The sequence below is a fragment of the Burkholderia sp. LMG 13014 genome, assembly GCF_905232215.1.
Taxonomy (GTDB): Bacteria; Pseudomonadota; Gammaproteobacteria; order Burkholderiales; family Burkholderiaceae; genus Burkholderia.
The window spans coordinates 1-1,030 of record NZ_CAJNKE010001061.1; the positions used below are offsets into that span (position 1 = coordinate 1).

The 1,030-nt window shown below is 69.2% G+C and carries 1 protein-coding gene and 1 pseudogene; both read left to right on the forward strand.

Features of this window, described 5'->3' with window-relative positions; genetic code table 11:
- On the forward strand, positions 1–813 hold an 813-nt coding region (locus tag JYJ84_RS37375), incomplete at its 5' end, for an AAA family ATPase (protein ID WP_205190366.1).
- A 4-nt stretch (positions 814–817) separates the two neighbouring features.
- Positions 818–1,030: pseudogene (locus JYJ84_RS37380) on the forward strand (cobalamin biosynthesis protein CobT); the annotation flags it as partial.

The following is a 1,030-nucleotide window of genomic DNA, read 5'->3' on the forward strand; positions in this document are numbered from 1 at the left end:
CCGCCGAATCCGGCCTACCTGTTCACCGCGCGTGCGACGAACGTGCTGGAAGACATCGTCGAGAACCGGCGCATCCTGTTGATCGGTCACACCGGCACCGGCAAGACGAGCCTCATCGAGCAGGCCGCCGCGCTGGCCGGCCACGGCGTGCTGCGCTCGAACATGAACGGGCAGACGACGGTCGGCGACTTCGTCGGGTTCTGGACCGTCAAGGGCGGCGAAACGATCTGGGTCGACGGCGTGCTGCCGACCGCGATGCGCGAAGGGCTGTGGCTCATCGTCGACGAGATCGACTTCGCGGAACCGGCGATCCTCGCGGTGCTGACCGCCGTGCTCGAACCGGCCGGACGCCTGTTGCTGAAGGAGAAAGGCAACGAGATCGTCGTCCCGCATCCGTCGTTCCGGCTGTTCGCGACCGCCAATGCGGTGGGCGCGATGGGACAGTTCCGCCATCTGTACCAGGGTGCCAACGTGATGAACGAGGCGTTTCTCGACCGCTGGCGCGTGTATCGCCTCGACTATCTGCCACCGCCCGACGAGGCGCGCGTGCTGCAGCGCACGTTCGGCGCGGCCATGACCGCGGCGATGGCCGACACGCTTGCAGCGATCGCGGCCGACTGCCGCGCCGCGTTCGTCCGCGAGGATCTGGCCAGCGCATTCTCGACACGGCGCCTGATCGACTGGGCCGAGCTGATGCTGCGCACCGGCGATCCCGAATCGGCCGCCGGCCCGACGATCTATGCGAAGGTCGGCGCGGAAGACGCCGACCTGATCCGCAGCATCATTCGCCACTACATCGACGTCGAGGCCTGACGCGATGGACCGGGACGACGACGCGCGGTCGCTCCACCTGACCCGGCTGGCCCGCACGCTCGCGCAACGGCACGGCATCGAGGTGCGGTTCGCGCGCCACGGGCCGGTCGTGCAGCGCGACCTGCTGGTGCTGCCCGACACGCTGCTCGCGGGCGACATCGACGACGACGCGATCGTCGGCCTCGTCGACCTCTACGCGGCGCGCACCCGCTTCGGC